The 22,772-nt window shown below is 58.7% G+C and carries 15 protein-coding genes and 1 pseudogene; all 16 read left to right on the top strand.

Annotated features, from left to right (window positions below; translation table 11 throughout):
* Positions 1-336, top strand: a pseudogene (locus VEZ38_RS13615) (UDP-N-acetylglucosamine 1-carboxyvinyltransferase); the annotation flags it as partial.
* 156 nt (positions 337-492) lie between these two features.
* The gene (spoIID, locus tag VEZ38_RS13610) at positions 493-1,515 is read left to right on the top strand and encodes a stage II sporulation protein D (RefSeq protein WP_324894259.1); all 1,023 of its coding nucleotides are present in this window, start codon (positions 493-495) and stop codon (positions 1,513-1,515) included.
* Positions 1,516-1,602: 87 nt separating this feature from the next.
* Positions 1,603-2,331: a M23 family metallopeptidase gene (locus VEZ38_RS13605; RefSeq protein WP_324894257.1), complete on the top strand. Its 729-nt coding sequence runs from the start codon at positions 1,603-1,605 to the stop codon at positions 2,329-2,331.
* Between the two features lie 143 nt (positions 2,332-2,474).
* On the top strand, positions 2,475-2,759 hold the full coding sequence (gene spoIIID / locus VEZ38_RS13600; RefSeq protein WP_324894255.1) for a sporulation transcriptional regulator SpoIIID: 285 nt from the start codon (positions 2,475-2,477) through the stop codon (positions 2,757-2,759).
* 165 nt (positions 2,760-2,924) lie between these two features.
* Positions 2,925-3,923, top strand: coding sequence for a rod shape-determining protein (locus VEZ38_RS13595; RefSeq protein WP_324894253.1), 999 nt, complete (start codon positions 2,925-2,927; stop codon positions 3,921-3,923).
* 72 nt (positions 3,924-3,995) lie between these two features.
* Entirely contained in the window at positions 3,996-4,883 is an 888-nt protein-coding gene (locus tag VEZ38_RS13590; protein WP_324894251.1) for a flagellar hook-basal body protein, read from the top strand.
* A complete protein-coding gene (locus tag VEZ38_RS13585) occupies positions 4,880-5,743 on the top strand; it encodes a flagellar hook-basal body protein (protein WP_324894249.1) in 864 nt (287 codons plus the stop codon). The genes VEZ38_RS13590 and VEZ38_RS13585 overlap by 4 nt, the downstream gene beginning before the upstream one ends.
* A gap of 25 nt (positions 5,744-5,768) precedes the next feature.
* The gene (locus VEZ38_RS13580) at positions 5,769-5,993 is read left to right on the top strand and encodes a DNA-directed RNA polymerase subunit beta (RefSeq protein WP_324894247.1); all 225 of its coding nucleotides are present in this window, start codon (positions 5,769-5,771) and stop codon (positions 5,991-5,993) included.
* Positions 5,994-6,180: 187 nt separating this feature from the next.
* Entirely contained in the window at positions 6,181-6,609 is a 429-nt protein-coding gene (fabZ, locus tag VEZ38_RS13575; protein ID WP_324894245.1) for a 3-hydroxyacyl-ACP dehydratase FabZ, read from the top strand.
* A 43-nt stretch (positions 6,610-6,652) separates the two neighbouring features.
* Positions 6,653-8,368: a phospho-sugar mutase gene (locus VEZ38_RS13570; RefSeq protein WP_324894243.1), complete on the top strand. Its 1,716-nt coding sequence runs from the start codon at positions 6,653-6,655 to the stop codon at positions 8,366-8,368.
* A 121-nt stretch (positions 8,369-8,489) separates the two neighbouring features.
* Positions 8,490-10,514 (top strand): DUF5693 family protein, encoded by a 2,025-nt coding sequence (locus VEZ38_RS13565; protein ID WP_324894242.1) that lies wholly within the window; start codon positions 8,490-8,492, stop codon positions 10,512-10,514.
* A complete protein-coding gene (csaB, locus tag VEZ38_RS13560) occupies positions 10,490-11,632 on the top strand; it encodes a polysaccharide pyruvyl transferase CsaB (RefSeq protein ID WP_324894240.1) in 1,143 nt (380 codons plus the stop codon). Before VEZ38_RS13565 ends, csaB begins: the two co-directional genes overlap by 25 nt.
* A 12-nt stretch (positions 11,633-11,644) precedes the next feature.
* Positions 11,645-12,439 (top strand): WecB/TagA/CpsF family glycosyltransferase, encoded by a 795-nt coding sequence (locus VEZ38_RS13555; protein ID WP_324894238.1) that lies wholly within the window; start codon positions 11,645-11,647, stop codon positions 12,437-12,439.
* 141 nt (positions 12,440-12,580) lie between these two features.
* Entirely contained in the window at positions 12,581-13,651 is a 1,071-nt protein-coding gene (locus tag VEZ38_RS13550) for an MraY family glycosyltransferase (RefSeq protein WP_324894236.1), read from the top strand.
* Between the two features lie 257 nt (positions 13,652-13,908).
* Positions 13,909-19,302, top strand: a complete 5,394-nt coding sequence (locus VEZ38_RS13545; RefSeq protein ID WP_324894234.1) for an S-layer homology domain-containing protein — start codon at positions 13,909-13,911, stop codon at positions 19,300-19,302.
* A 541-nt stretch (positions 19,303-19,843) separates the two neighbouring features.
* Positions 19,844-22,675, top strand: coding sequence for an S-layer homology domain-containing protein (locus VEZ38_RS13540; protein WP_324894232.1), 2,832 nt, complete (start codon positions 19,844-19,846; stop codon positions 22,673-22,675).
* Positions 22,676-22,772: the final 97 nt, after the last annotated feature.

Genomic DNA, 22,772 nt, shown 5'->3' with positions numbered 1-22,772 from the left:
CGGTTTATGCATGTCGACGAGTTCAAAAGCATGAACGCGCAAATTAAGGTGGACGGACGATCGGCCGTCATCAAAGGCAACGCGGCGCTGAAGGGCGCGAAGGTATGCGCTACCGATCTGCGCGCGGGCGCCGCGCTCATTCTCGCCGCGCTTGCGGCGGAAGGCGAAACCGAAGTGACCGGTTTGCATCATCTCGATCGAGGCTACGTCGATATCGCCGGCAAGCTGCGCCGGCTCGGCGCCGACGTGGAGCGCGTAGAGGCGGCTTTGGCGGTGGAAGAAGAGGAGCAAGGCGTACCGTTCTTCTCTCCGCAAATATCGCCCTCGATGGCGTAACGATCCAGAAACGAGGGAACGGAAGGGTTGTCCCCGCAGACGCGAGTCTGCCGGTGGGCGACCCTTTTTTTAGCGCGATTCGGGTTCGACCGGACGGTTCTAGCAAGAAGGCGTCGATCATAGAATAGAAGGGAAGAGAACGGGAGGCAAACGACTATGCGAGTGTTACGCCATCGGCCGGGCCGCGCGGGGCGCTGGCTGACCGGGGCGGCGGCCGCCGCGGCGTTCTTGGCCGTCATGCTCCTCGTCCCGGCCATTCTAGTAAATCGTTTCGAAACGTGGGTGCCCCCGGAGCTTCCGTCGCTGCAGCCCAAAGAGGAGCTGGCGGTCGAGCAAGCGTCGATTGTCGTCCCCGTGTACATCACCGACCGACGCGAGACGGTCGAGGTTCCGCTAGAGTTGTACGTCCGGGGCGTCGTGGCCGCGGAAATGCCAGTCGATTTCGAACTCGAGGCGCTCAAGGCGCAGGCGATCGCGGCCCGCACGTATGTGGCGCGGAGGCTGGCGTCCGGCGCGCCGACGGACATGCCGCCCGGCGCCGGGCATGCGCTCGTCACCGATACGGTGGCGCATCAGGCGTTCGCGACGGAAGAGAAACTGCGGGAGCGGTGGGGATTTTTCGCTTATGCGCGCAATATCGACAAGCTCACCCGCGCGGTCAACGAGACGAAGGGGCTTGTGCTAACCTATGACGGACGGCCGATCGAAGCGACGTTCTTCTCGACCTCCAACGGGTATACGGAGGACTCCGAGCTGTATTGGCAAGAGGAGATCCCGTATTTGCGAAGCGTCGCTTCCCCTTGGGACGAGCGGTATGCGCCGAACTACGAACGAGAGACGGTGTTCGACTATAACGCTTTTTATCGCAGTCTAGGACTTCCCGTACGCTCAACCGCTCCGGCGATCGTGCTCGAGGAGCGATCCGACAGCGGCCGCGTGCTGTCCGTTCGCATCGCCGGAAAACGATTTACGGGCCGCGAGGTGCGCGAGAAGCTGGGGCTCCCCTCGACCGACTTCGTCTGGGAGGCGGCGGACGGGCGCATTACGTTCCGAACCGAGGGCTACGGGCACGGCGTCGGTCTTAGCCAGTGGGGAGCCAACGGCATGGCGAAGGAAGGGCGGTCCGCGGAAGAAATCTTACTATATTACTATCAGGGCGTACGGATCGAAGCGCTGTAAAACGGCGGAAAATATTTTTTCTATCACCTCGCGAAGCCACGTATAAAAGAGTTCGCTGTGGCAACAATGGCTACTGAGGTGATAGAAATGAAAGATGATAACAAGATTCAGCCTTTGCAGGGGGAGCAAACTCAAGCATCCCGTCCTGTCGAAGGGAGAAGCGCGTCGGGCTCGTTCTGGAAACGACTGCTCGGCAAGAAATGGGTGTTCCCGGCTACGTATCTCGCGGCTGCGGCAATCATCCTAACCCTGATGTGGGTGTACCAAGATTCCGCCAAGAAGCCGGTGGACGAAAGCCAGCTGAACCTCGACGTCACCGGAGACGTCTCCGGCGAGACGAGCGAGCCGGATGCGGTCGCGGTCACGGCGGAAGCGGAAACGCTCGGCTGGCCGGTGCAAGATCACTCGAGCCTTGAGGTCATTCTCGGCTTCTTCGACGTCAACAACACGAACGAGGACAATCAGGCGGCCATGGTGGAATACGGCGACACGTTCACGCCGCACTACGGCATCGATCTCGCCAGCCAAAACAACGAAGCGTTCGACGTTCTGGCCGCGATGAGCGGAACCGTCACGCGCGTCGAGCAAGTGCCGGTCGTCGGGTACCTGATCGAGATTTCGCACGATAACGGGCTCAGCACCGTCTATGCGAGCGTCGACCAAGTGAAGGTGGCGCAAGGGGACGAAGTCGGCAAGGGCGACGTCATCGCGACGTCCGGCCGCAACGAGCTCGAGAAAGATCTCGGCAACCACGTTCATTTCGAAGTGTGGGAGAACGGACAGCCGGTCAATCCGGAAGACTACATCGAACAATAAAAGCATCGATCCGCGCGGCGCCGATATCGGCGCCGCTCTCTTTTTTTTCAAAGAAAGGCTTGTCAGGCTTGGCAATAAAGAATAAGTGCGGAAACCCCTCAATATACTGTACCAAACATCTCGATCACAGGGAGGCGAGGGGTGTGCACGATTACATTAAGGAGCGAACGATCAAAATCGGGCGCAGCATAGTGGAAACGAAGAATACGGTCCGTACGATTGCGAAAGAGTTCGGCGTTTCGAAAAGCACGGTGCACAAGGATCTCACCGAGCGTCTGCCGGAAATCAACCCGGAGCTGGCCAATCAGGTGAAGACGATCCTGGAGTATCATAAGTCCATCCGCCACCTGCGGGGGGGCGAAGCGACGAAAATCAAGTACAAGAAAACGAAGGCAAAGCCGGCTCCCGTCTTATCCGGACGTTCCTAGCGCCCGTAGGCACGTTCGCTCCGCGCCATGATCTCAAGTTTCCCTTCTCCCAAAAGAGGATTTTGCTTGTTCGCAGCGAATACTTTAATAGTTAACGAGCTTAATATGGTGCATCGGACGTTCGCGCGGTGGCATGCGCGAACGCGCCGCGAGGAGGATTCTTGAATGTTTGGCAAAGATATCGGTATTGATCTGGGGACGGCCAACGTTCTCATACATGTCAAGGGACGCGGCGTCGTCCTTGACGAGCCTTCCGTCGTCGCCATCGAAAGCGAGACGAAACGAGTTCTTGCCGTGGGCGAGGAAGCGAGACGAATGGTCGGCCGTACCCCGGGCAATATCGTCGCGGTCAGGCCGCTGAAGGACGGCGTCATCGCGGACTTCGAAATTACGGAGATGATGTTGAAGCACTTTATCAATCGAGTCGGCGGCAAGCGGTGGTACAGCCATCCGCGCATTTTGATTTGCGCGCCGACCAACATCACCTCCGTCGAGAAGAAAGCCATTCAAGAAGCGGCGGAACGGAGCGGGGCCAAGGAAGTGTTCCTCGAGGAAGAACCGAAGGCGGCCGCGGTCGGCGCCGGGATGGACATTTTCCAACCGAGCGGGAACATGGTCGTCGACATCGGGGGCGGCACGACCGATGTCGCCGTCCTCTCCATGGGGGACATCGTGACCGCTTCTTCCATTAAAGTCGCGGGGGACAAGTTCGATGCGGCCATTATGAAATATATTAAAGACAAGTACAAGCTGCTTATCGGCGAACGCACGAGCGAGGACATCAAGGTGAAGGTCGGGTCGGTCGATCCGCAAGGGCGCCAAGAGGAGATCGACATTCGGGGGCGCGATATGGTCAGCGGCTTGCCGCTCACCATCACGATCCAGTCGCGCGAAGTGCGCGAAGCGCTGTGGGAGCCGGTCGCGTCGATCGTCGTCTCGGCGAAGACGGTGTTGGAACGAACGCCGCCGGAGCTGTCGGCGGACATCATCGACCGCGGCGTCATCTTGACCGGCGGCGGCGCGCTGCTGCACGGGCTCGATCAATTAATGATGGACGAGCTGAAGGTGCCGGTGCTCATCGCCGAGGACCCGATGCATTGCGTCGTCAAGGGAACGGGCATCATGCTGGACAACTTGGATAAAGTTTCTCGCAGACCGCGCTAATCGATCGGGCGTACGAATCCGATAACAATAGGACAAGCCTATCGGGCATGGACCCACGGGAGGAAGATTCGAATGCTGCGTGGACTGAATACGGCCGCGGCCGGCATGATCGCGAACCAACGGCGGCACGACACCGTGACGAACAATATCGCCAACCTGAACACCCCCGGATATAAGGCGAACTCCGCGGTGCAGCGCGCGTTCCCGGAGATGCTCATCGCCCTCGTCGGCGGCGGGGACGGCACGAACGCGAAGGTATCCGAGCTGGGGCGTCTGCATACGGGCGTCTTCGCCGAGGAGGCGCCGGCGATATATTTGCAGGGCGACTTGATGGAAACCCGCGATTTGTCCGACTTCGCGATCGTCTCCAACATCCAAGTGCCCGGCGCCGCGTTCGACGCGTCCGGGAAATACGTGTCGCCGGACGGCGAGGTCCAATTCCAGCCGCAAGCGATGTTCGCGGTGCGCACGGCGACCGGCGAGGAGCAATACACGCGGAACGGCAAGTTTACGATCGATGCGGCGGGGCAGCTCGTTACGTCCGACGGCTATCTCGTGCTCGACTCCGAACGCCGTCCGATTCGCTTCGACCGCAACGTCTCCGAAGTGCAAATTACGCCCGCCGGACAGCTGATCGACGGCGTGACGGGCGCGCCGCTTCTGGATGAGAACGAAGCGCCGCTCGCGTTCCTCGTCGCGCGCATCGACAACCCGAACCGGCTCATTCGCGAGGGGAACGGCAACTTCCGCTTGCCGCCGGGCGACGAAGCGCCGGGGGCGGTGGCGCCGGAGGACGACGTGGAAGTGTTCCAAGGGTATATCGAGCGATCCAACGTCGACCCGACCCAAACGACGATCGACCTGATGGCCGCCTCGCGCGCGTACGAAGCGAACCAGCGGATGGTGCAGTTTATCGATAAGAGCTTGGAGAAAGCCGTCAACGAGGTGGGCCGCGTATGAACCGATCGATGATTAACGCGTTCGTGTCGATGCAATCGATTCAGCAGAAGCTGGATGTGATCGCGCATAATATCGCGAACGTAAACACGACCGGATATAAACGCCGGGAAGCGTCGTTCCAAGATATTCTGACGAACGTATATCAACAGCCTCCCGGCTTCGAGCAGGACGGGCGGTTGACGCCGCTCGGCTTCCCGCAGGGCTGGGGCGCGAAGATCGGGCAGATCGAAATCGCGATGGAGCAAGCGGCGCTGCAGACGACCGGCAATCCGTACGACCTCGGAATCGAGGGCGAAGGCCTGTTCGAAATTCAGCGCGACGTCTTGGACGAGAACGGAGCCCCGATGACCGCCTGGACGCGCGACGGCTCGTTCCAGCTGACGTACGACCCGGCGAACCCGGGCGTGCTGATGCTGGCGACGCAGCAAGGCGAGCGGGTGATGAGCTCGGTAGACGGTCCGATCCAAATTCCGCTGAATCATACGGCGCGCATCGACGAAGAGGGACGCGTGTTCGCGACGAACAACGCGGTGCCGGAAGCGGAGCCCATCTTCGTCGGGCAGCTGAAGATCGTGCGCGCGCTTCGTCCGCAAGCGCTCGTGAACGAGGGGAACAACCTGTTCCGCTTGCCGCCGGGTACGGATCCGGAGGGCGTGTTGGAGACGGTGGACATCGCCACGAACAACGCCAACGAGGCGCGGAAGATCGCGGTGCGGCAGGGCTTCCTGGAGCAATCCAACGTCAGCCTGACGGACGAGATGACGGAATTGATGACCGTGCAGCGGGCGTATCAATTGAACGCGCGGGCGATTACCTCCAGCGACACGATGATGAGCCTTACGAATAACTTGCGCGTATAAGTTGCAAGCCCAGGGTGTGAGACGCATGTCCAACGCAAAACAAACGAAGCCCAAACGCAAGCCGCTGCCTAAGGGGCTGCGCATCGCATTAAAGATTTGCCGAATGCTGCTTTTTCCTCTGCTGTTGGTCGTCGGCGTATACGCCGGGCTGCAGATCGGGTATGTGCGATTCGGCGGCGGGGACCCGGCAGACGTGCTGGAATGGGAAACATGGAAGCATATGCTGGATTTGGTGTTCGCGGAACAATGAGAAGGTTCGCTCCCTCCGGACGGAGGGAGTTTTTTTTTCCTTTTCGGAACGGTATAATGATGTGGGTTAGGAAGAAAAGGGCGCCGCCCGCCGCTTCAGGACGGGATTCGGCGCCCTCTTATATGAACCTTCGCCGCTGCAGACGAGCGAAGGGACAATGGTTATTGTATCCGAAGGAGGATGGATTATGCTTGACGCTAGACAAATTCAGGAACTTATTCCGCATCGGCCGCCTTTCTTATTGATCGATCGCATTCTCGAGGTAGAGGCGGGGGTACGCGCCGTCGGTCTTAAGAACGTATCGATGAACGAGCCGCATTTCGTCGGACACTTCCCGCAATTTCCGGTCATGCCGGGCGTACTTATTATTGAAGCCTTGGCGCAGGTCGGCTCGGTGGCCTTGATGAGCGTGGAGGAGAACCGGGGCAAGATCGGCTTCTTCGCGGGCATCGACAACGCGCGGTTCCGCGGCATGGTCGTGCCGGGGGATACGCTGCGCCTCGAGGTGCAGATTACGCGTTGGAAGGGCTCGATCGGCAAAGGCGCCGGCGTCGCGACCGTCGACGGAAAGACGGTGGCGGAAGCCGAGCTCATGTTTTCGCTTCAGAACGTATAAGGTACATACAGCGGTATTTTCATTTTCGGAAGGGGATGGGACGATGACGTACGGCGCGGTGGAGGCGGCGTATCGCGGGTGGTTGACGGACGAGGGCGTGGACGAGGCGACGAAGGCGGAGCTTCGGGCGCTCGAGGGGCAGGAGAAGGAGATCGAGGATCGCTTTTACCGGGAGCTCGAATTCGGCACGGGCGGGCTGCGCGGCGTCATCGGCGCGGGCACGAACCGGATGAACCGATATACGGTCGGCCGCGCCACGCAGGGCTTCGCGCAATACGTTCGCTCGCTCGCGGGGGACGGCGGATCGGTCGCCATCGCGTACGATTCGCGCCGAATGTCGCCCGAGTTCGCGCTGGAGGCGGCGCTCGTGCTGGCGGGCAACGGCGTGAAGGCGTACGTGTTCGAAAGCCTGCGCCCGACGCCGGAGCTGTCGTTCGCGGTGCGCCATCTCGGCGCGACCGGAGGCATCGTCGTGACGGCGTCTCATAATCCGCCGGAATATAACGGATATAAAGTATACGGCAGCGACGGCGGTCAGCTCGTGCCGGACGCGGCGGAGCGCGTCATGGCCGAGATCGCCTCGGTCGATCTGTTCCGCGACGTCGTTCGCGCCGAGCGCGCCGCCGCCGAAGCGGCCGGCCTGCTCGTGTGGCTCGGGACGTCCGTCGACGAGGCGTACGTCCGCGCGGTCGTCGGCGCCAGCCCGAACCCGGGGTTGGCGCGCGAAGCGGCCGCGGACGGCGTGACGCTCAGCGTCGTGTACACGCCGCTGCACGGCTCGGGCAATGTGCCCGTGCGCGCGGCGCTCGCGGCGGCCGGCTTCGACGACGTGACCGTCGTGCCGGAGCAAGAGCTGCCGGACGCGGAGTTTTCCACGGTGAAGTCCCCGAACCCGGAGGAGCGGGACGCGTTCGCGCTGGCCATCGCGCTCGCGGAGCGGACCGGCGCGGAGCTGCTGCTCGGGACGGATCCCGATTGCGACCGCGTCGGCGCCGTCGTGAAGGATGCAGGGGGTGCTTACGTCGTGCTCACCGGCAATCAGACGGGCGCGATCCTGTGCGAATACTTGCTGGAGAGTTTGACGGTCCGCGGCGCGATGCCGCCGAAGCCGGTCGTCATTAAGACGATCGTGACGAGCGAGCTCGGCGCGGCCGTGGCGCGCCATTACGGCGCCGAGGTGCTGAACACGCTGACGGGCTTTAAGTATATCGGCGAGAAAATGACCGCCTTCGAGAAGACGGGCGAATATTCTTTCGTGTTCGGGTACGAGGAGAGCTACGGCTACCTGGCCGGCACGTACGCGCGAGACAAGGATGCCGTCGTCGCTTCGTTGCTGACGGCCGAGGCGGCCCTGTATTACAAGCGGCAAGGCCTGACGCTGTACGACGTGCTTCAGCGGCTGTACGAACGCCACGGCTATTATTTGGAAGGGCTGCAGTCCCGTACGCTGAAGGGCAAAGACGGCCTCGAGAAGATGCGCGGGCTGATGGACGCCTGGCGTGCCGGCGCGCCGGCTTCGATCGCAGGGCTGAACGTCGCGCGCCGCTTCGACTATCTGGAGGACGTGCACGGGCTTCCCTTGGAAAATGTCCTAAAATACGAGCTCGAGGACGGCTCTTGGTTTTGCCTCCGCCCGTCCGGCACCGAGCCGAAGATTAAGATGTATTTCGCGGTGCGCGGCGCCGACGAGGCCGGCGCTCGATCGAAGCTCGAGGCGTTGACGGCGGACGTCATGGCCCGCGTGGACGCCGCGATCTGACGGAAGTCCCGCTGAATTTTTTTGAGATGCTGCCTTGCAGCCGCCGAGTCCGCGCTCGAATCGGAGCCGGACGGCGGCTGCTCCCATATCCTAAGACATTTTCTAAGGAGTGTTATACTTGTTGGCTTTGTATGAAAGATGGAGCCGGCGGGCGAAGCTCGCGCTCGTGACGATGACGCTGGCCGGCCTGTTGGCCTCGCTCCCGTTCGCCTTCGTGCGGCAGGGCACGGAGACTACGGCCGACACCGTGGAATTCGTGTTCGATTACCGGGATTTGCTCGAGGTGTCGTCGTACCGCAGCAAGCCGGCGGATTATATGCTGGACAGGCTGCTTGAACTTAAGCGCGCGGGCGTGCATTCGATGGCGGTCTACGAGAGCTCGCTTCGCGAGCTGGAGCTGAGCGGACGCGTGCAGACGCTGTCCTCCGCGGAAGCGGCGCTGTTGACCGAGTTCCGCTTATCCGCGAACGAGAAGAGCACGTACGTGCTGTTTCTCGGAGGGACGTCGGAGGACATCATCCGGCCGATGGTCGTCGACGCGTTCGGGCGGCTCGGCGTCGAGGCGGTGCCCTGGAATTTCGGCGACATCCCCGGCATCGAGCTCGCGATGCCGAAGGACGAGGCGCTGCTGCAGGCGCTCGACCCGGATCCGATCACGATGGCGGAGCTGCAGGCGTTAGGCTTTCATCTTGTCGCGCGTCTCAGCGATCAACGGCAGCCGTTCGACCCGGAACGGACGGAAGCGATGCTGGCGGACCTGGCGGCGTACGGCGTGAACCGGATCATTTTCGAGGGGACGTCCGTCACCGGCGCCGCCGACGACGCGGCATCGGATTCGTTGACAGTGATGGCCGAGCTGATGAACAAATACGGCATCGGCCTCGCGACGGTCGAGATGTCGAGGCCGCAGGTCGGGCTCGGCAAGCTGGCGCACCTGACCGACTATAACGTCGTGCGCCTGCATTCGCTGCCGCCCAACCTGTCGAACATGGCGCCCGAGGATTTGGCCGACCGGTTCGCGCTCGCGGCGCAGGATCGGAATATCCGGATGATCTTCCTGAACACGGCGGCTTCGCTCGACACGTCGCTCGGCATCCGTAAGGACACCGTGGCGAATTTGGTGAAGAGCCTGGAAGGGCCGGAAGGCGCGATCGCGCGCATTCAGGAGAACGGCTTTACGGTCGGCATCGCGGAGCCGTTCCGCGTCGGCGACGGCTTACCGGGCGGCGTCGCGCTCGTCTTGAAGGCGCTCGTGACGGCGGGAGCGGTCGCGCTTATCGCGCTGGCCGTCGGCGTGTTCTTCCCGCGGCTCATGCTGGCTGCTTTCGCGATCGGTCTGGCGGGCTCCGCCGGCTTATTCGTTCTGTCGACTACGCTGCTATCGCAAGGATTGGCGCTCGGCGCCGGCATCGCGTCCGCGACGCTGGCGACGGTATACGCCGTCCGGCGCGCCGACGCCGGGGGCGCCCGCGGCGGCTCCGCCGTCGGACGAGCCGCCCTGCTGCTCGCGGCCGCCTCGGCGATCTCGTTCGTCGGCATCGCCTATATCGTCGCGCTGCTCGATCACGTGACGTATTTATATGTGCTGCGGCAGTATCGGGGCGTGAGCGCGCTTCATCTCGTCCCGATCGCGCTGGCGTTCGCTTACGTGCTGTTTTTCCACGGGGAAGAGAGCCTGCGCGGCGTAGCTCGGCGGGTGCTCTCGTTCCTGACGACGAATATTACCGTGCTGTGGGTCGCGCTGGCGGCCGTCGCCGGCGTCGCGGCGCTATACTACTTGTCGCGGACGGGCAACGCCGGCACGACGTCGAGCGTCGAGCGCATGTTCCGCGCCGCGCTGCAGGATACGCTCGGCGTCCGACCGAGGACGAAGGAGTTTCTGCTCGCCCACCCGGCCTTCGTGCTGGGCGTCTACCTCGCCGCCGGCGCGCGCCGCAAGCTGGGGCTGCTGTTGATCGCGCTCGGCTCGGTGGGGCAGCTGTCGATCGTCGATACGTTCGCGCATCTGCATACGCCGCTTGCGATTTCTTTCATTCGCGTCTGCTATGGTCTCGCGTTCGGCCTCGCGATCGGTCTCGTCTTGATTGCGCTCTGGCGCTTGCTTGAGAAAGGATGGTCGCGATGGACGGCATATCTCGAACGATAGTCGTCTCCGGCTATTACGGCTTCGCGAACAGCGGCGACGAGGCGGTGCTCCACGCGATCGTCGCGGCGCTGCGGGACGAGGCGCGCGAGGCGGGCGTCGCGCTCCGCATCGTCGTGCTGTCCGGCGACCCGGCGGAGACGGCGCGGCTGCACGGCGTGGAGGCGGCGCACCGGATGCGCCCGCTGGCGCTGCTCGGCGCGCTCCGGCGCGCGGACGCGCTCATCAGCGGCGGCGGCAGCCTGCTGCAGGACGTCACGAGCGCGAAGTCGATGCTGTATTACTTGGCCGTACTGCGCCTCGCGCGCTGGCTCCGGGTGCCGACGTATATTTACGCGCAGGGTGTCGGCCCGATCCGCGATCGCGTTCGCTTCGGTCCGATGATTCGCTCGGCCTTCGAGGCGTGCCGATACGTCTCCGTGCGGGACGAGGAATCGAAGGCGCTCGTCGCGTCGTTCGGCGTCCCGGCGGAGCGCATCGACGTCGTGCCGGACCCGGTCATGGGCATGGGGCTCGAGCTGGCGCGGGACGGCGCCGCAGGAGTACGCGGCGACGTTCGATCCGACGACGCTCCGCGGATCGGCGTCTCGGTGCGCTTCTGGCGCGGCGATCGGCGCGAGCTGGACGCGATCTCGGACGCGCTCGCCGCGGCGCTGCAGGCACGTCCCGACGCGACGCTCGCGCTGCTGCCGTTCCACCTGCCGTCGGACAAGCAGGCGTCCGATTACGTGGCGGCGAAGCTCGCCGCCGCCGGCGTCCCTGCGGCCCGGGTCGAGCTGCACCCGGGCGCCGCGCATCCGCGCGACATGCTGCGGGCGGTCGCGGGCTGCGACGCGCTCGTCGGCATGCGCCTGCATTCATTGATCTACGCCGCTACCGCCGGCGTGCCGCCGATCGCCGTCTCCTACGACCCGAAGATCGACCAATTTATGAGACGGCTCGGTGAAGCGCCCGCCGGCGACGCGGACTCGCTTCGCCCCGATGCGTTGACGGCGGCGGTTTTACGAACGCTCGAACTCGGGAAAGCTGATTGGTACCGGGGCAAGTCCGCGCAAATCGAGGAAATGCAACAAAATTCTCGCCTTCCCGCGCAACAAATCTTTCGCGGGTTGCGTATATAAGGTTGGTCGAATATGGTAACAACGGATGCGGTGGGTGCGGTGAATACGATGGAAAAGTCGATTGCGGTTCCCGAGACGGTCAGCTTGTTCGGCGTGAAGGTGTCCAAGATGGACATGCAGCGCACGGTCGCCTATTTGACGGAGGCGGTGCGCGCGAAGCGGCCGACGCACGTCGTGACGGCGAATCCGATTATGTTTATGACCGGATTCGAGGACGAGAGCTTCCTTCGGATGCTGCAAGAGGCCGATCTCGTCGTGCCGGACGGCGCGGGGCTCGTATGGGCCGCGCGGCGGCTGGGGAAGCCGGTGGCCGAACGCGTCGCCGGGTTCGATCTCGTGCAGGAGCTGTTCGCCGTCGGGGCGCGCGAGCACTGGCGGGTATACTTGCTCGGCACGTCGCAGGAACTGATCGAGGCGGCGCGGGATCGCATCGTCGAGACGTACCCGGGGCTGCGCATCGTCGGCTGCCGGAACGGATTTTTCGGCCCGTCGGAGGACGACGAGGTCGTGCGGGACATCGTGGAAGCGGCGCCGGATTTGCTCTTGGTCGGCCGGGCCACGGACACGCAAGACCCATGGATCGCGAAACATCATCATCGGCTGAACGTGCCCGTTATGATCGGCGTCGGGGGCAGCTTCGACGTCATGTCCGGGAAGCTCAAGCGCGCGCCGGTATGGATGCAGAAGGCGGGATTGGAATGGCTGCACCGATTGCTCCTTCAGCCGACGCGTTGGAGACGCATGCTCGCATTGCCGAAGTTTGCGCTTAAAGTGATGCTTTTCGGCGAAAAGCGCCGCCCGCATTGAATCCGGAATGAAAACTTTCTGAAAATGCTCTGAAAACCGCTCGAAACGGTTCAAAACCGTCCTCATCCGCGCTGGCTTTCCGGAACACGGCAGGAGTATAATGGGCACTGTCAGCTTTCGAAGGGGTGGAATCACAGAGAGATGGAACCTGCATATATCATTGGATTTGCCGCAGCGCTTGCGTTGGCGCTCGGAATGACGCCGCTCGTCAAACGTTTCGCCATCCGGGTCGGCGCCGTAGACGCGCCGAATCAGAGGAAGGTACATACGCGGATTATGCCCCGCCTCGGCGGGCTCGCGATTTACCTTGCGTTCATGGGGGCGCTGCTCGTCGCGCTGCCGCTCATCGGCGGCGAGAAGCCGAACGTCATATGGGGCTTGCTGCTCGGCGGCACGATCGTGACGATCGTGGGCGCGCTGGACGATCGTTTCGACTTGTCGCCGAAGATCAAGCTGCTCGGGCAAATCGCCGCAGCCAGCGTCGTCGTTTCGTTCGGCGTGAAGGTCGACTTCGTGACGCTGCCGTTCGGCGACGGCGCCTCGATGGGTTGGCTCAGCATCCCGATCACGATCTTCTGGATCGTCGGCGTCACGAACGCGATCAACCTGATCGACGGGCTCGACGGCCTCGCGGCCGGCGTCTCCGCCATCGCGACGGGTACGATCTTCGTCTTGGCGCTGATCATGGGCAACGTGACGGTCGCGGTATTGAGCGCCGTCTTGCTCGGCAGCATCCTGGGCTTCTTGTTCTTTAATTTTCATCCGGCGAAGATTTTCATGGGCGACTCCGGCGCATTGTTCCTCGGCTTCAGCTTGGCGGCGCTGTCCGTCCTTGGCTTTAAACAAGCGACGCTCGTCTCGTTCGTCGTGCCGATCTTTATTCTTGGCGTTCCGCTGTCGGATACGTTCTTCGCGATCGTCCGCCGGACGCTGAACAAGACGCCGATCTCCGCGGCCGACAAGAACCATCTGCACCATTGCTTCTTGGCGCTCGGCTTGAGCCACCGCAACTCGGTGCTCGCCATCTACGGCATCGCGGCGATGTTCGCGCTCAGCGCGATCCTGCTCTCGACGGTCGCGCAATGGGTGGCGCTGATCGTCATGGCCGTCACGTTGCTCGTACTGCAGATCGGCGCGGAGCTGATCGGCATCGTGCACAAGAGCCGTCGGCCGGTCATCAACTTCGTGCAGCGGCTGCTTTCTTTAAAGTAGGAATTTTACGCTTGGGCTTCGGGCGCTCGCCAATCGGCGGGCGCCCTTCGCGTTGCAATAGGTTTTTTTTGTTAACCTGACTTTATTAAGTTTATGTCGGGATTTGCCGATATATTGGGGTACATGAAACTTTTTGGCCGAAGGCGGAGTCTAATCATAAAGGAGTGCCTGATGGCAAGAGGAGGGAAGCCGGGAGAATACTGGCAAGGCCTACATAGGAGAGGAACCGAACGAGACGAATGAGGAGGAGTTTTACTTTGAAACGGAAGTTTCGCCCGTGGTTACATATCGCTTTAGTGTTATCCCTGCTTGCGAGTGTGCTGCCGATGAACACGGCGTTCGCAGCGGCTCGGATTACGATTACCAGCTTGTACGTAACGGACGAGCCATCGGAGATAACGAACGGAAGACCGACGAACGACGGACTTGTGCCGAGAACGACGAACGGTACGCATAATCTGATAGCGACGATCGAGGGCATTACGGATTCTCAAATTTCGAGTCTGTACCTACAAATTGCGAACGTGACGAACGGAACCACTGTCACCGAGCGCGCGATTACAGCCCAGAAGACGGGGGCCTTCGAAATTTTGTTCAGCAATGTGCCTTTAACCGAGGGCTTGAATCGCATCGTGGTCAAGCTTGATGGAGGCAGCACGGTGGAATCGGCGCCGGCGTGGATTTATTACACGGCCACAACATCTATTTCCGATTTGAAGATAAACGGGGAGAACTTTAGCGAAAATCGCTTTTTCCCTTCCAACCCAAATCAATCGACGGTTGTCAATTTATCCGGCCGCGCCCCTAACGCATCCGAGGTACAAGCTTACTTGTACGGAAGTTCTACGCCCATTTCGGGATATTTGAACCAAGGGGAATTCTTCTTTATCGGGGACGATATCAACAAAACCTCCTCGACCGCGAGCTTGAAACTGCGTCCCGGCGATAACCCGTTGACGCTGTTTGCACGTAACAATTCGAAGTCATTCCAATTGAGTCGGACGTTGATTTATGACAACGGCGGACCGTTCGCCTTTAAATCGACGATCCAAGACAGTACCCCTACGGCGACCAAGCAATTGCTTGTGAACAACCCGGTCGTGCAAACGCCGAATGTGACGGTCGAATCGTTGCTGAAGGTCGACTTGAACACGAGTGGTTTGCCGGAATACCGTTATGTGGATGTGTACGCGGCGGGGGAACGGTTCGGTCCGTACGATCTTAGCGGCGCGCTCGCGGCCGAACAGGCGACGGACGTGTTTCCAAAGACGGTATATGAAGGGCACGGCGCGATCGACTTCGTATTAGTCGGGTCGGCGCTGGACTCGACGGAGCTGTGGATCCAGGATAAAGACGGGGTCCCGGCTGCTTCAGAGCTTCCCTACCTCATGGGTTCGTTGTCCGCCGATAAGACGAGGAAGGTATTTACGTTGCCTGCGGGGACGCTTACCGAGGACGACTCGCCGTACAAAATTACTGCGCGCAAAGATAATAACGGTGCCGCGCTCGCGGAATTTACGATTACGGTGATAGACCCGGGATCGGTGCCTGCCGTGACGGGGGTAACGTTTAACGGCGCCCCGATTCGCGAAGGCAATACAGCGGCGCCGACGCACAACATCACATTGAATGCGTCGCCTGCTATCGATTCTACGAAGTCCTTTATTGTTCAAATCACGACATTGGACGGGACTGCCGTCGGCACCGGGACCGGCGTTACGGTCACGGACGGAGCGGTCAACATCCCGTTTAACCTACCAAGCTCGCTAGTCAAAGGCCAATATAAGGCGAGGTTGGTCTACGACGGGTATACGCTCAGCGAACGTTATTTTGTCGTAGAGGAAGCATTGCCTCCGGATCCGACGATTTCGAACGTCGTTGCGGGAAGCACGGCCGTAGCCGTAGCCGGCGAAGATCCGAACCCGACGCATATTTTCGTGCACGGACTCGGTTTCGGAACCGATATGGCGCAAGTGACGGCGGATTTGGTAGGCGCGTTGCCCGCGGATCAGCATGCATTGACATTGGTTTATCTGGAAAACGATCTCGCCGTTTTCCGTCTTGCCGATCAAGAGGCTTTAACGCACGGTGTATCGTACGGCTTGCAAATGTATACGCCGGGCGTTGATCCGGCGCTGGTGCCGAACGTGTTGACGGCAATGACGTTCGCGCCGGCCGATCCGAATTACGACGACAAAATTGTGACTAGCATCTCGCGCTCCCAGATGTTATCGAGCGAGCTCGGCACGCCTACTGGGACCGTAACCTTAACAGGGAAGCAGCTTAATAGCGTCGCTGGACAGTTGTCCGTGCAAGTGTTAAACGAGAATGGAACGAGCGTGGCGACACCTGCGATCTCGAACGTGACGGCCTCCTCAGCGACGGTTACGATGCCGATCCTCGCACCGGGCAGCTATATTATTAGAATTCTGAATACAAGGCTAAATGGAGCCGTTACCGAACAAGTCACGATCGGTCAGTTTCCGTTTACGGTCGCCAGCCCGGCGCCGTCGAGTTTGACTCCGAACGTACGTTCTGTTTCTGCTACGGCGGCTTCCGCGGTCCGCGCGCTGACCGTAACGGGATCTAACTTCGGCAGGTCTGCAACGGCGTTCAAGCTTCGCTTCACGCGAGGTACGACGACGATGATCATGGATGCGCAAGCTCTCTACGACGAGTCGCGAATCATCTTCGATGCGCCGACAGGGCTTGCCGTCGGAACGTATGACGCGGAGCTGTTATACAATGGTGTGGTGATGGGCTTACCGATGACGTATACGGTTAGCTCCCCGCCGGCGACGCTGCGCGAGAACGCACAGTGGTCGAAGACGGGTGAATACCGGGTGTACGAGTTTAGCGCGAATTTGGCGTTGACGTCCGAGCGCGTTCAGACGTTGGAATTCCGGTTCTATAATGTTCCGACGGATGTCGTGCCTCCGACGACGTACACCTTCTTATATGAAGATCCGACCCAGCCGAATATTACCCGGGTAGAAATGAGTTCCGGGGGTAATACCTATCAAATCAGCGACGCGGCGACGAACGATTTGAACGAGCAACCGGTAACGTTCATCGTCACCACAAATGCATTGGCGAATGGCGTGAACGTATACTTGGGCGGTTACTCCAGTTCCGCAGATCCGACGTATACCGCGACATTGTCGGAAAACGGGGGGACTTATAAGAAATTTAGCGTTACGTTAAACAGCTTGCCAAGCGGGATCAATCAGATCGCTTTCGTTCCGAAAACTTCCGATCCGGCGCCGATCTCCAAGGTAGGAGAAAATTTGGCGGGGAGAAGGACGTATTCGATTAATGTGTCCAGCACGCCTTACGTGATTGTAAACAATCTGCATTCCGGTATGGTCATAAGGGATATCGCAGAGTTGCGTTGCGGAACGACTACGCAGTGCTTGACCGGCCGCTTGATCAACGTCGCGGACTACCGACAACTCGGTATCGTCGTGAACGGAAATGCTTTCGGTTTGGACGTTGGCGAATTCAACGACGTGACGAATGTGTTCAATTTCCGTTTCGGTCCGGGTACGACCCATCTTCTGACGACGGACGGCGGCAATTTGCGCGAAGGCGCGAATACAATCGAGTTTATCGTCTACGAAGATATAACACGTACGAGACCGTTAACGAAAGCGACGTACAATTTATTTAAGTTCAGTACAAGTGCGCCTGATTTCTTGTCGCTCGTTCCCGTCGAGGATACGGATACGGTCAAGTATCGTCCAGCTAACGTCGCAAATTCGTTCGTGACGAACGAGACGACGGTTGTGCTCGCGGGCCAATTTGCGAATGCGACCGAAGTAAAGCTTACGGTGAAGACCGTCGATCCGGCTACCGGGGCTACCCAAACCATCTACGATCGCAGATACGGCACGGGATTCAACCAGTTCGAGCCAAGTACAAACAACCCGAATTTTTTTTCTAGGATCAATCAGCCCTCTGCAGGCCAATTCGCAACTCGGGCCATTACGTTAGCGAGCAAGGGCGATACGATTTTCGAATTCGCAATCACGAACGCCACAAATATCGTCGTTACCAGGACAATTACGATTACGCGCGAGCCGTTGCCGTACCTCGTGTTGAATCCGAAGATGACGAAGAACGAGCAAGGCGTGGATCAAGCGAACATTAACAGTAATTACGTCGAATTCGAAATCGCCGCCGAAGGCGCGGACGCTGTATTATTCGACGGGCAGCCTGCGATCCAACGAGAGGTGACGGACTTAAACACCGGCTTATTGGTCAAACGGTTTTATTATGAGGCGCGAGGGCTCAGGAACGGCAGGAATAACATCGAATTCACCGTCGTTCGAGGCCAGGAGGAAATTGACGCCGATGTCGTCGTAAACAACGTAAATACGGCGCTCGAAGGCGCGCAATTCAAAACGAAGATCAGTAACCGCATCCGTGCTTTCAACGGGTTGGTGAACTTAACGTTCCCGCGAAACACGAATTTAATGCGGAACGATCCGACCGCAATCAACCAATTCATTACGGCGGATCGTCAAATCTTGTTCGGCATAGCAAATAAAGAGGACGGAAGGGTTGACAAATACAAACATCCTGCGCCTTACGACGGGCAAATCGGGAACCCCAATCCGCTGATCCCATCTAACGCAAAATTGATTTTGTCTGAACCGACGGGACGATTCCGTTCCATCAGTCCGCTGGTGTGGATCGATGCGGGGACAATCGCCGCAACTGAAAACGATGCAAGGGAAGCCTTAAGTGGCAGCGGACGGTTGCCATATGACGGGACGCCATATTACAACAGGTCCTTGAAGGATCTCGTCGTACCTTCTCAAGTCGGCGAGTTGACGCTTACTTACGACCCGATCGTACGGAACGAAGGCTGGAAATACGTGACCGTTTATCATTATGATATTTACGAAGACCATCGCGGTGTGGTCGGCCCGAGATGGCGAAATATCGGCGGCGTGGTGGATCCCGAAAAGAATACGATTACCGTACCGTTCGAGCGCTTCGGCTTCTATCAAGTCATGTATATGGATCAGAGCTACGACGACGTCATCTCGCATCCGTGGGCTCGCGACCAGCTCGATATTCTGTACGCGCGCGGCGTTATGTTGAACAAGAACAACACAACCTTCATCCCGAACGACCCTATTTCCCGCGGTGAGTTCGCGACGCTGCTCGTGAAGATCTTCGACATACCGCTGCAATATACGGAGCGTCCTTCCTTTACGGATGTGCTGCGCGTGAATCCGCTCGCTAATGGCTTGTACGATTATAAGTACATCGAGACGGCGGCGAGGGCCGGCATCGTGCGAGGCGCGGGCGGCGGGCGGTTCCAGCCGGACGCGGCGATCACGCGACAGGACGCGGCGGTCATGATCGCGCGGGCGGCGAACCTGCGACTCGAAAGCAACGAGACGCGCATCTTGTCGCAGTTGCAGAAGGCGTTCACGGACGCGAATAGCATCGATATATACGCCAGATCGGCGGTGCTGGGCGTCGTGGACGAAGAGTTCATCCTAGGCAAAGAAAACGTTCTGCTCCAAGGGCAAAGCAAGCCGACCTTCCGATTTGATCCGACCGCGACGTTCACGCGGGCGGAAGCGGCCGAAGTGGCCATCCGGGTCATGAGAGCCAATAAGAAAATCCCGAGATAACCTCGAGGTTCGCCAAGGAAATCGCCCGAGACATCGGGCGATTTTCTTTTGCCTTCGTCAGTCCGACGCAATGTGGCAATATGGAAAGCATTAGTGATAGACGCTGATGATAGATCGAGATATACTAGGTTTCGTAGCCGGCAAGCAACACGCGGCTGCAACGCAGAAGAAAAGAAAAAAGTTTTTCGCACGATCGCAACTTTTCCCGAAACACTGCGTTTAATATGGTGAACCCGAGGCGAAAGCCACTGGACATTGGAACCACAGCGATCGAGCGAAGAGGGTTGGAACATTTTCTCAAAATTCTCTTTACGCTTATTGCCTACCAATGTATAATTGGAAAGTGGTTTTAGTAGCTAGTCTTAACAGGTTTACTAGTTTCTACAGCTTGTCCTTACGAACGACAGGTTGTAGACTTCCTAATAGGAAAATTAACGCTCAACCTTGGAAAGGGGGTGAATCGGCGATGAGGGAATCGAGCTATACAACTAAAAGAAATTCTCACACACCGAACGATATTCGAGGAGGAGAAAAAAAGGTTATGAAAAAAGGTTTATCGCTGCTTCTTGCAGCTTCCATGGCAGTATCCGCATTCTCGTCGGCAGCAATGGCTGCTGAACTGACAGCACAAGAGAAGTTTGACGCAATGGTCAAAGCTGGTATCTTCACAGGTTACGAGGATGGTTCTGCTGGTCTTGACCGCGACATGACTCGCGCAGAAGTTGCAACGGTAGTATTCCGTCTCCTTGGTCTTTCGGAAGACGCTGCAGGCGCAGCTGCTTACACGGATCTCGTGGGCGCAGAGTGGGCAGCAGGCTATATCGGCGCAATTACGCCGGAGTATATGGAAGGTTACGGCGACGGCAAATTCGGCCCGAGCGACAAGTTCACGTACGAGCAACTCGCAGCAGTATTGGTTCGCGTACTTGACCTCGACGTTGATGCTAGCGCATCGGTTGAAGGCACGACGTCCGACTGGGCGAAGGGCTACGTTGCAGCAGCAGTTGCAGCTGGCGTCCTGACGGCTCAAACGGACTACACGAAGCCGGCACTTCGCGAAGCACTCGTAGCATCGGCATACGTTGCTAACGAGAAGTTGAACCCGCCGGAAGTGAAGGAAGTAGCAATTGCATCCGCGACGCAAGTCGGCGCGAAGAAATTGGAAGTGAAGTTTAACCAAGCAGTTGATACTTCCAAAGCTGTCGTTTCGGTTAAGCGCGGCGCGATTGCAACGAACCTCAGCAATCAGGACTGGAGCGAAGACAAAACGACGTTGACGCTTGAAGGCTTTGCAAACTTTGTTGCAGGCGACTATACGGTTTCCGTCACGGGTCTTTCCGACGCAGCTTTGTCGCAAGTTATCAAGGTTGAAGCAAGCAAGGTTGCAAGCATTGCGTTCAAAGGCGACAAGTTGATCTTGACAGGCGCGACAGGTACTGCAACGACAGCAAAAGTCGGCTACTCGATCAAGAACCAATTCGGCGAAGAAATCAACAATGCTGGCGTTACGGCTTACACAAGCGCAGCAAGCGTTGCTGCAGCAAGCGGCGTTGCTACAGTTACGTTCGGAACAGCTCCAGCAATCGACGCGATCGCAACGGTAACGTTGGTTGACAGCGCAACGGGCGTTTCCGCAGCAGGTACGTTCAAAGTAGCTGCACAATCGAAAGTAGCTTCCTACGAGTTCGGCGAGTTGAAGAACAAGGACAACAAGGTTCTTCGCACGAGCACGAATGTCGGTACTGACAAGTTCCAGTTCGACGTAGCGGCAACGGACCAGTATGGTCTTGAAATTACGTCTGCAACGGATTTGCAAGCTGACTCTTTGATCAGCACTTCCAACGTTGCCCTGACTGCTCAGTTCGTTACGGGCAGCGACAACAAGCCGAAGCTCGAAGTAACGGGCATTCCTGCAACAGCAGGCACTTATAACATCATCGTTGTATCCAAGACTTCCGGTAAGGCAGTAACGCTGACGGTAGTCGTTGAGAAGGCGATCTCGGTTGCTTCCTTCAACTTGGTTGCTCCGTCTGACATCTTCGTAGTTGGCGAGACGACGTATGTACCGTTCGAAGCTGTAGACCAATACGGCAACGTATTGACGAAGTACGACGACATTAACCCGTTTGTAACGCTTTCCGACTCGGATGCACATGTCACAGCTACCCTGGTGAAGAACCCGGTAACAGGCGAAGCTCGAGTGAAGGTTGAAGTTGCTAGCACGGCAACTGCCGACACGACATTCTTCGTAACATCGATTGTAACGGCTGAAGCGAAGACGTCGCAAATCAGCGCCAAGATCAATGCAGCTGCTAAACCGGTTCGGATCGCAGCTCTGAAAGCCGATTCCGGTGTAGTTACGAAGCTCGTGAAGGGCGGCGCAACGACGACGATCGATGCTGGCGACTTCCAATTGAAAGACCAATACGAGCGTGACATCTCGCTTCCGGGCGCTGGCTTCTCGATCGAGTTGACGGCACTTGACGGCACGATGAACGCAGTAACGCTTGATGATTCGGATCTGTCTTCTGGACAAACGGCAACTGTAACGGCGGGTGCGAATGCTGGTACGGAAACAATCGTAGCAACGCTTAAAGAAGGCGCTAACGCAGTAGCTAACAGCGCGGTTCAAGTTCCTGTCTCGGTAGTTGAGAAGTCCGCTATCGCATCGTATGTCATCGATGTAGCTGATAAGCTCTATGCACCGACGGGTACTACTGCAACGACGTATGCTGCAGCTACGGCGGCACAACAAGCATATGCGAAGGGCATCTCCGTATACGGTCAAGACGCTAACGGCGCAAAAATTGCACTTGTCGCTGGCGACATCGTGAACAGAAGCTCCACGAACTCGAACCTTGAGTTCACTGGCAACAATGTATTTGCCAACGCAGTAGCTGACGCTTCGAAAGAAGAGTCTGCAACAATCGTAGTCGTTGTCAACGGCGCGAACGGAACGGCAACTGCAACGAAGACGATTACGTTGACTTATGCAGCTCCGGTTGCTGGCGACTTGGTAGCGAAGGCAACTTCCGCTAACGTTGTATCGTTCGCTGATGACGTAGCAGTTCTGACGGCTGCCCAAATGACAGCTCAAAACGGCGACGTAGTATCCTCGAACAAAGCTGGAACGCGTGCAGACGTATACTTCGAAGTGAAGGATCAGTATGGCGTAGCAAGTGCAGCGGTTGCTCCTTCCTACTTCACGCTTTCCGCTAAGAATGCAGCTGGCACGGCAATTCCGGCAGCTTACTCGATCAATGCGACGACTGGCGTTCTTACGGTCAATACGGTAACATCCGGTGACGAAATCACGATCACGGCAATCATGAACGACGGCAAGACGAAGTCCTTCAAGATTATCGTTGAGTAATCCAAGAATTGAGAAAACGGCGCTCTCCGGAGCGCCGTTTTTCTTTTGTATATTTTTACTTTTTCCAATATCGAAACTTATTCCTTGATTTAGACGT

Source organism: Paenibacillus sp., from assembly GCF_035645235.1.
GTDB lineage: Bacteria > Bacillota > Bacilli > Paenibacillales > YIM-B00363 > Paenibacillus_AE.
This window is presented reverse-complemented; position numbering and strand designations above follow the sequence as displayed.

Coding starts and splice junctions, on each gene's coding strand:
- VEZ38_RS13555 (WP_324894238.1), top strand. CDS start 11,645: ATGGTAACAACGGATGCGGTGGGTGCGGTGAATACGATGGAAAAGTCG.
- VEZ38_RS13595 (WP_324894253.1), top strand. CDS start 2,925: ATGTTTGGCAAAGATATCGGTATTGATCTGGGGACGGCCAACGTTCTC.
- VEZ38_RS13580 (WP_324894247.1), top strand. CDS start 5,769: ATGTCCAACGCAAAACAAACGAAGCCCAAACGCAAGCCGCTGCCTAAG.
- VEZ38_RS13540 (WP_324894232.1), top strand. CDS start 19,844: ATGAAAAAAGGTTTATCGCTGCTTCTTGCAGCTTCCATGGCAGTATCC.
- VEZ38_RS13585 (WP_324894249.1), top strand. CDS start 4,880: ATGAACCGATCGATGATTAACGCGTTCGTGTCGATGCAATCGATTCAG.
- VEZ38_RS13590 (WP_324894251.1), top strand. CDS start 3,996: ATGCTGCGTGGACTGAATACGGCCGCGGCCGGCATGATCGCGAACCAA.
- spoIID (WP_324894259.1), top strand. CDS start 493: ATGCGAGTGTTACGCCATCGGCCGGGCCGCGCGGGGCGCTGGCTGACC.
- VEZ38_RS13605 (WP_324894257.1), top strand. CDS start 1,603: ATGAAAGATGATAACAAGATTCAGCCTTTGCAGGGGGAGCAAACTCAA.
- VEZ38_RS13570 (WP_324894243.1), top strand. CDS start 6,653: ATGACGTACGGCGCGGTGGAGGCGGCGTATCGCGGGTGGTTGACGGAC.
- VEZ38_RS13550 (WP_324894236.1), top strand. CDS start 12,581: ATGGAACCTGCATATATCATTGGATTTGCCGCAGCGCTTGCGTTGGCG.
- csaB (WP_324894240.1), top strand. CDS start 10,490: ATGGACGGCATATCTCGAACGATAGTCGTCTCCGGCTATTACGGCTTC.
- fabZ (WP_324894245.1), top strand. CDS start 6,181: ATGCTTGACGCTAGACAAATTCAGGAACTTATTCCGCATCGGCCGCCT.